General features: G+C 53.7%; 7 protein-coding genes. 4 read left to right on the top strand and 3 right to left on the bottom strand.

The window, feature by feature from the left end:
- Window positions 1-108: 108 nt before the first annotated feature.
- Window positions 109-863, bottom strand: a protein-coding gene (locus CDI09_RS16905) for an IS5 family transposase (protein WP_095666530.1) whose coding sequence is annotated in 2 segments (ribosomal slippage) — window positions 109-533 and window positions 533-863 — 756 coding nt in all. Because the reading frame shifts where the segments join, the coding sequence is not laid out codon by codon here.
- A gap of 89 nt (window positions 864-952) precedes the next feature.
- Entirely contained in the window at window positions 953-2,494 is a 1,542-nt protein-coding gene (locus tag CDI09_RS16900; protein ID WP_025440173.1) for a carbohydrate porin, read from the bottom strand.
- 569 nt (window positions 2,495-3,063) lie between these two features.
- Between CDI09_RS16900 and CDI09_RS16895 the strand changes: the two genes are divergently transcribed.
- From CDI09_RS16895 to CDI09_RS16885, 3 genes are all read left to right on the top strand, one after another.
- The gene (locus tag CDI09_RS16895) at window positions 3,064-3,552 is read left to right on the top strand and encodes a hypothetical protein (protein WP_039736192.1); all 489 of its coding nucleotides are present in this window, start codon (window positions 3,064-3,066) and stop codon (window positions 3,550-3,552) included.
- Window positions 3,553-3,798: 246 nt separating this feature from the next.
- Complete coding sequence (locus CDI09_RS16890; RefSeq protein WP_110571449.1) at window positions 3,799-4,380, top strand: cytochrome b; 582 nt, start codon at window positions 3,799-3,801, stop codon at window positions 4,378-4,380.
- Window positions 4,370-5,077: a VIT1/CCC1 transporter family protein gene (locus CDI09_RS16885; protein ID WP_007396730.1), complete on the top strand. Its 708-nt coding sequence runs from the start codon at window positions 4,370-4,372 to the stop codon at window positions 5,075-5,077. Before CDI09_RS16890 ends, CDI09_RS16885 begins: the two co-directional genes overlap by 11 nt.
- A gap of 431 nt (window positions 5,078-5,508) precedes the next feature.
- Here CDI09_RS16885 and CDI09_RS16880 read toward each other — a convergent pair whose 3' ends face one another.
- Window positions 5,509-6,195: a response regulator transcription factor gene (locus CDI09_RS16880; protein ID WP_007396728.1), complete on the bottom strand. Its 687-nt coding sequence runs from the start codon at window positions 6,193-6,195 to the stop codon at window positions 5,509-5,511.
- Window positions 6,196-6,804: 609 nt separating this feature from the next.
- Here CDI09_RS16880 and CDI09_RS16875 point away from each other — a divergent pair.
- Window positions 6,805-7,326, top strand: a complete 522-nt coding sequence (locus CDI09_RS16875; protein ID WP_249034056.1) for a hypothetical protein — start codon at window positions 6,805-6,807, stop codon at window positions 7,324-7,326.
- Window positions 7,327-7,411 lie beyond the last annotated feature (85 nt).

Genomic DNA, 7,411 nt, shown 5'->3' with positions numbered 1-7,411 from the left:
AAGATACGGCTGGGATCGGTCAAACGGGATGAAGCGGCTCATCGCGACACTCTACAGCCTTACCCCTTCACAGGGTACCCCAACCCGACAGGCTGCTAGGGCGTGTCGTCAGTTAATTCCGATGATGGCGGAAACGAGTTGCACTGCTGCGAGGAATGTTGACTTCAGCTTGTCGTAGCGTGTTGCAACGCCCCTGAACTGCTTCAGCCTGGCGAAGAAGCGTTCAATGATGTTTCTGTTTTTGTAAAGCAGGAAGCTGATTTTTCGTGGATTACGTCGGTTTTTCCTTGAAGGGATAACCGGTGTGATCTGCCGTTCTTCGATCTTTTCGATAAGCGGATCGGCGTCATAAGCCCTGTCGGCGATAAAAGCTGCAGGGTCGACTTCATCCAGCAGGGGACCTGCTTCCGTGATGTCCGCTCTTTGACCGGGCGTCAGGGACAGGACAACCGCCTTTCCTGCAGCATCGACAATAGCGTGGATTTTCGAAGTCAGTCCGCCACGGGACCGCCCGATAGCCTGATCCGCGCCCCTTTTTTACGGGCACCCGCACTGTGCTGGTGCGCCCGGACAATCGTGCTGTCGATCATCATATATTCGTTGTCACGATCGGCGGCCAGATGCCGGAAAATCCGTTCGATCACGCCGCCTTCGCACCAGCGACGCAGTCGCCGGTGGACGTTTTTCCAGTCACCAAAACGGACAGGCAGGTCACGCCAAGGAATGCCGGCACGGTAACGATATAGAACCGCTTCCACAAACAGACGGTTATCGGCAGCCGTTCCGCCGACATGGCCTTCACGACCCGGGAGAAGATCTTTTATCCGTTCCCACTGGCTGTCACTCAGGCCATATCGTCGCATTCATTCTCTCCCTGAAAACAGGGAGAAAACATCACAGATCAAACGGGAGTACAAGCCTCATGCCGTCAGATGCTAACTGACGACACGCCCTAGAAATTCACATTGGTATGCAACCCGAATACGGCTTCATTACCAATCCGGTGCGTCGGACAGGATGGATCTCCCGTGCCGCCCGAGGGGTTCAGGACATATTGGAAATCGGGCTGCACGACCATCCATGGTGTGATCTGGGCCTGATAGGTCAGTTCAAAATGATTTTCGTTTCCCTGCACCAGGGCACCGCGCGCGCGATCATAGGCACGCACGCCTGATGTGACGCGACCGATACCCCAGCCCAGACCAAGTGTATCATTCGTCCTGCCTGAAAAGGGCGCCTTCAGGTTAAGGCCGGCATCAATGGCGAAGCTTATGATATTGCGATCACCACTATTACCCGTCGCCCGGACAAACAGGCCAAGTGCGCGTGATGCATCAGGCGACGGACGCCAGATCAACTGGTCGATTATCCCGTAAATCAGCCAGTTTCCCCGATCCCAGCGGGGTGTACCACCATCCGCGCCAAGAGACAGTCCCTGTGTGTTATATCGATAATCCGGAAATCGTGCCGTATCATAATAGCCTCCAAGTTTATAAACGCCTGACAGGCCCGGATGACTGGCCGCGCGTCCACTGTCGCCAGATTGAGGATTGAAGGCATACTGAATTTCGGTAATCAGTAGCGCGCCGGTTCCCATATTGAACTGCGTGCCACTTCCATCCCTTATGGTCTGGCTGGTGGGGTCCGCCGGGTTTCCGGTCACGCCAAAGACACTGCTATCCTGATTACCCGACGGATTGTCATCCGCCGCCGCGAACATGAATGTGTATTTTTCACCGGGTCGGTAGCGCAACCGGATTGCGGGAGCTGCAAGCGGCCATGAAGGACCGCCAGCATAAAGGTTGACCGAAGGACCCATTGGCCATCCGAAATTGGCGTTGAGGTACAGGGACGCGTAATCGCTGATCAGGAATTCCGTATCGAGATCCTGCTGGCCGATCTTGACGTCCAGCGCGCCCCTGAGAAAGGACTGCTGGTACCAAAGTTCAAACAGGCGGGTGGAGCGATCCGCCTCAAATCCGCTGATGGGGTTGAAATTGCCCAGATGGTCCTGAGTGACGGCACGTCCCCGGATCTGCAGGGCACTGATGTTGATTGTCGCGCCTTTAAGCCCGATCATCCTTTCCAGATCCGCCATCAGGGTCGGCATGGTAATGCCGATATAGGAAGGGCCCGTGCCCGATCCCCTGCCATCGCCATTGGTACTGCCGATCCCGCCCGTGGCGCTACCCCATAACTCGTTGACGTCCTGAATGCTCAGCGTCAGGCCGTAGCGGGCCAGCCATGGACGCAGTCCCCCCATATTCCCCAGCAGGCTCCCACCGGCAGACGGCGTATCTTGGCTGTGGCTGGTCGTGATTGCGCCTGCTTGCCAGGAATCACGCACGGTCGCCGGGTCAATCTGGGCCAAGAAAGGTGTACTGGCGCCCAGATGGGCCTGCCCACCCGCAATGGCGGTCTGGGCCTGCCCCGCAACGGAGATGAAACCACCGATGCCCCAGAAGAAAATTCCCTCACATACACGCCGGAACAATCGGGTAACGCAAACCGCCGGAATCCTGCGTGATGTCAGTTCGCACGGTCGCAAATGTTTCTCATATTATCGTAAAAAAGGTCGTAATCCAGACAGATATCATATACCCGGTCTTCTTTCCACAACATGATGTTTTTGTTAAAGACACAATGTGAATAAAAGAGAATTGTGATATTATATCGTTCTCGTAATTTAATTTATTATTTTTAAAAAATATGCCTGAAGGTCATAAAAAGGTGTCTATTCTGCTTTGGCGATGGACGAAAACACATAGCGGAAAATAAATTATCGCGGCTGCCGCTTCTATGGAAAACAATTCAGACTTTTCACTTTGGCTGCCTGCACAAAATGATCGCCGGCATGCGTGGTAATACTGAGTACCATGCTGCCTGCTACAAGGATTGGCGGCCCTACCATTGCTCATAACGGCTGATCTCTTGCTAGCAGCGTCTCCCCCGTGACCTTATTTTCCGTGTTCAGGTTCACGTCATGTCTGCGTGTTACAAGAACAGCGAGCATCGGCATGATGGCATGGCCAGGGTCAGGTGCCAGGAGGCCGGATAAATATTATGAGATCGATAGTGCATTACGGATTGGCAATCCTGATGATAGTCAGCATATCCGGCTGTGTGGCGCGCGCCGAAACAGAAACAGAAACAGAAACAAACGGTATTTGCGAGACAGTGGAACAGGGTATCCGGCTGCATGTCGACGGCACGTATGGCGGATATCCCCATTCCGTCCTGCGTGATGCGGTGCTGGAGAGCGTAGCCTGTCCTTCGGGGGATGCAGAACTACGCGCTTTCCATACCATTGCGATACCGCCGCCCCATATGCGTATTGCCGTCATGCGCCCCATCGGGCAGGGCCAGCAGGGATCGCTGTCCATCATGCTGTTTTCACAAGGGCATTTCGTTATCGGCGAACGGATGTCCCTCTCTCCTTTCTCACGCACCCAGTCTCCTTTTTCGGTAAAGGCAGACATCAACCTTGCAACAGCACGCCTATGGGGCGATCTGGCGAACCGGATCGCACAGGGGAAGCGTGCCATTCCATAATGGGGAAACACGCTCAGTCCATCACATTTGCGATCCGGTTTACCGAAAATGGCCGTAGCTTGCACATATTCTGCGATGTCATTAGGTGACGGGCGCCACACAGTTATCTGGATACAGGTTCCTTGCTCGCTGCCGGTGTCGTCGTGGGTTTACCATCTCCGTTCTTTTTTTACAGTCTGAACACCAACAGGCCGCAGGTATCGGCAAGGCGGCCAATCGTTCAGGTTCGCGTCATGTTTGAGTGATATGATCGTTCGGATGAAATACAAATCTGGCCTTTCCCCAGCACGTTATGACGCACCAACAATCATTTTCCACTGTGGATGCACGGCCATTATCATGTTGCAGTTCGCAACCGCGAATTTATGGGGCCTGTTCCGGAACCCGCTACACCATCAACTGGTGGTGACCCACCTGACGGCAGGCATGGTACTGAGCGTTCTGTTTCCCGCACGCCTGCTATGGCGACTAGGCTGGGGGCGGCAGATCCGCGCCGCCGATCGCTGGCTTGATGCCATGCTGGCGCGCTACGTGGAATACAGCCTGTATGGGCTAGTCCTGCTGGAAATCCTCCTTGGGTATCTGTGGCGATGGGGCAATGGGCAGGCCATGAGTTTCCTGTCCATCCAGATCATGCCGCCCTTTGGCAGGTTTCCGACATCGACAGTCGGCATTCTGCACTGGCTGCACCAGTGGAATGGCTGGCTGATCATCGTGCTTGCCACGGGTCATGCGCTGGCCGCGTGTTTTCATTACTTCATTCTCCGGGACAATGTTTTTCAGAGAATGCTGCTGACAGGGAATGTATCCGATGAATATGGAAAGTAAAATACCGCTGCGCCCCAAAGAAATCCACGCGACCTCCCGTCTGGGCTGGCTGCGGGCCGCTGTTCTGGGGGCGAATGATGGTATCCTGTCAACATCCAGCCTGATCATCGGCGTTGCCAGCGCCCATGCGACACAGGGGAGCATCCTGCTGGCTGGAATTTCCAGTCTGGCTGCCGGGGCCATGTCCATGGCCGCGGGGGAATATGTGTCCGTTAGCTCGCAGGCGGATTCTGAGAAGGCTGACCTCGCCCGCGAAAAAAAGGAGCTTGGCAGTAGCTGGGACGCTGAAGTGAGCGAACTGGCCGGGATATACCGTCAGCGTGGCCTGGATGATATTCTGTCACGCAAGGTTGCCCTTCAGCTCATGAAGCATGATGCACTGGGGGCGCACGCCCGCGATGAACTCGGCATTTCGGACGCGACAGCGGCGCGTCCGGTACAGGCCGCCTTTGCATCGGCTAGCGCATTCTCTTCCGGTGCCATACTGCCCGTGCTGGCAGCCCTGCTGTCGCCAGCCAGCGTGGTCTCGTGGAGTGTATCCGCTGTATCCCTGATTGGTCTGGCGGTATTGGGAGTCGTGGGTGCGCGTGCAGGTGGGGCCTCACCATGGCGTCCGGCAATGCGGGTCATATTCTGGGGCATCGTAGCGATGGCCGTGACGGCTGCCATCGGCCGGATATTCGGGGTACAGACATAATGTATTAAATATTTCTGTATATTGAACGAATGGAATGATATCGTGAATGTACTTCTTGTAATTGTGCTATCAAAGGCAGTCGTTTCAGTGCTCTGCATGCGACTTGCATTTCATTTATATCGTGACAAAAACAATATAATATTACATAGAAATAGGTCTGTGGGATTATGCTATCCCGGCAATAGATAGTGGGCATCAACTTCCTTGAATACTTTCCCAAGGCGGCTATGGGAACCCCGCTTCTCCTGCGGGACGCGAATTATATGCGCAGTGATCTCTATTCCGTTGTCGCTGCGATCATTAATGGCCGACTACGATGTCGGACCGAAAGGCATTTGCCTACACGCCATGGTCATCCTGCTTGCGTACCTATCTCATCCAGGATGGCCGAACCGGGCATGCATGCAAGATCATCCTATACCGCCAGGGAGTCACGCACTCATGACATAACCGCTACCCCTGACGGTGTGGATCAGAGGTTGGCCATCCTGCCCCAGTTTCTCCCGCAGACGACAAATATGCGTTTCGACGATGTTCGTACGAACCGGGAAATCCATATGCCAGACATCCTTCAGCAACATTTGCCGGGAAAGCACCGTGCCTGCATTCCTCATGAAATATTCCAGAAGTTTTAGTTCCTGAGGCTGCAGAAGAACCTTTTCGCCATTCCGTGTCACTGCAAGCGTCAGCAGATTGAGTTCAACGTCAGCCACATTCATTATTGTTGTATGCTGGAAGGAAGATGATCGACGAAGCAGTACCTGCACGCGCGCGACCAACTCGCGTAATGCAAATGGCTTGATCATGTAATCATCCGCACCATGCCGCAGACCGGCGACACGGCTTGGTACGCCATCCATCGTCGTCAGGAACAGGACTGGCGTCATGATGGCATAAGAGCGCATGCGCATGAGAATTGTCAGTCCATCCAGACCAGGCAGCATGCGATCCAGAATGACGATATCCCACGTTTGCGACAGGGCATGCTGCGATCCATCGGTCCCGTTAGCGACACAAACCACGTCAATTCCGCTTTCCTCCAGTCCCTGCCGCACGTAATCCGTAGTTGCGTGGTCATCTTCAACCAAAAGCAGGCGGGGGCGTGTTACCAGCGTCATGAAGCAGGCCAATCAACAAATTTAATGTCCCGCCCAGCGAGACTGAGTTCTTGATCAGGTTATCAGAATCATTGTTACATGGCACCATCCATGACGATGGATAGACAATTATTGGCATTTTTTAATGTATCGACCATGTCTCCAAATTGAATACAGAATAAATAATATCAATATTTCATGTGATACATATCATAAATGTGGATGTATATGTATTATATTTTATACGGTATTAAAACAAATACTACGTACGCGCAGGCATATAAAAAATAAAAGACGGTAAGTTCTCTCCGGACAGGACAAGGCAAAGGGGTTAACGCGGAAAGACCATTGGGGGTAAAGTCAGGCTACAGGGCTGGAGCCTATGCCAACCGGACCTGTCATGATCGGGGACGGGTGGATCTTGTCCGGTCATCCATATCCTGAGAGGATGTCGCTACATGATAAATATGTCCAATGATGTCGTGGAATAGGATATCCCGACGCCGAAATGTGGAGACACGACGTATCATCGCCACGACGTCGTTTCGTATCGTCACGTTGTTCGCCGGTCTTTTTATATTGGGCGGCATGGTCATGACTATAACGTCAGGCCTTTACAGCCAGTCAACCATGCGCCAGCAGATCCGCCGGGAAGTGGAGAACGAGAGCCATGAGACATTTGCAGATGCTGGTGTTGCGGATGTCCGTCATCTCCTGCCAGTTGTGCAAGGACTGATCGAACATGAACCCGGTTTCCATTATTTGCTTCAGGACCCCGGACAGGTCATTGTCGCAGGCAACATGCTGCATCTGCGACCAGTGCCGGGCGAACGCTGGCTGGCATGGTCCCATCGCCTGCCGAAAGAAATCAACCAGGATATCGTTTATGGAATAGGTTATCGCCTTGATGACGGCGGCTATTACTTCGTGGGCATGGATGCCTCGCCCCTGACGCATCTCCAACGCGCATTATGGACAACGATCCTGTGGGGCATTGCAGGATTTGGTCTGATAGGGGTAGCAGGCGGCCTTTTCCTGAGCAACCTGATCCTGAAATGGATCGAGACGATAAGCAGGACGGCACGGAGCATCATGCAGGGCGATATGTCTCGCCGCATCCCGCTACGTGGCACGGATGATGAGACTGTGTAGAATTTTGTGCGGTGGCACTTTTTCAGGCCATTGGGAAACGATCATCGAACATGATGGCGAGCTGGCATCTGACAGCATACCATTC

It is taken from the genome of Komagataeibacter nataicola, assembly GCF_003207795.1.
GTDB classification, from domain to species: domain Bacteria; phylum Pseudomonadota; class Alphaproteobacteria; order Acetobacterales; family Acetobacteraceae; genus Komagataeibacter; species Komagataeibacter nataicola.
The sequence above is the reverse complement of the archived record's forward strand: the minus strand, read 5'-3'. Positions and strand labels throughout refer to the sequence as shown.

Bases quoted from the DNA above. Each gene is read 5' to 3' on its own strand.
- CDI09_RS16895 (WP_039736192.1), top strand. From the start codon at position 3,064: ATGAGATCGATAGTGCATTACGGATTGGCAATCCTGATGATAGTCAGC.
- CDI09_RS16890 (WP_110571449.1), top strand. From the start codon at position 3,799: ATGATCGTTCGGATGAAATACAAATCTGGCCTTTCCCCAGCACGTTAT.
- CDI09_RS16885 (WP_007396730.1), top strand. From the start codon at position 4,370: ATGGAAAGTAAAATACCGCTGCGCCCCAAAGAAATCCACGCGACCTCC.
- CDI09_RS16880 (WP_007396728.1), bottom strand. From the start codon at position 6,195: ATGACGCTGGTAACACGCCCCCGCCTGCTTTTGGTTGAAGATGACCAC.
- CDI09_RS16875 (WP_249034056.1), top strand. From the start codon at position 6,805: ATGCGCCAGCAGATCCGCCGGGAAGTGGAGAACGAGAGCCATGAGACA.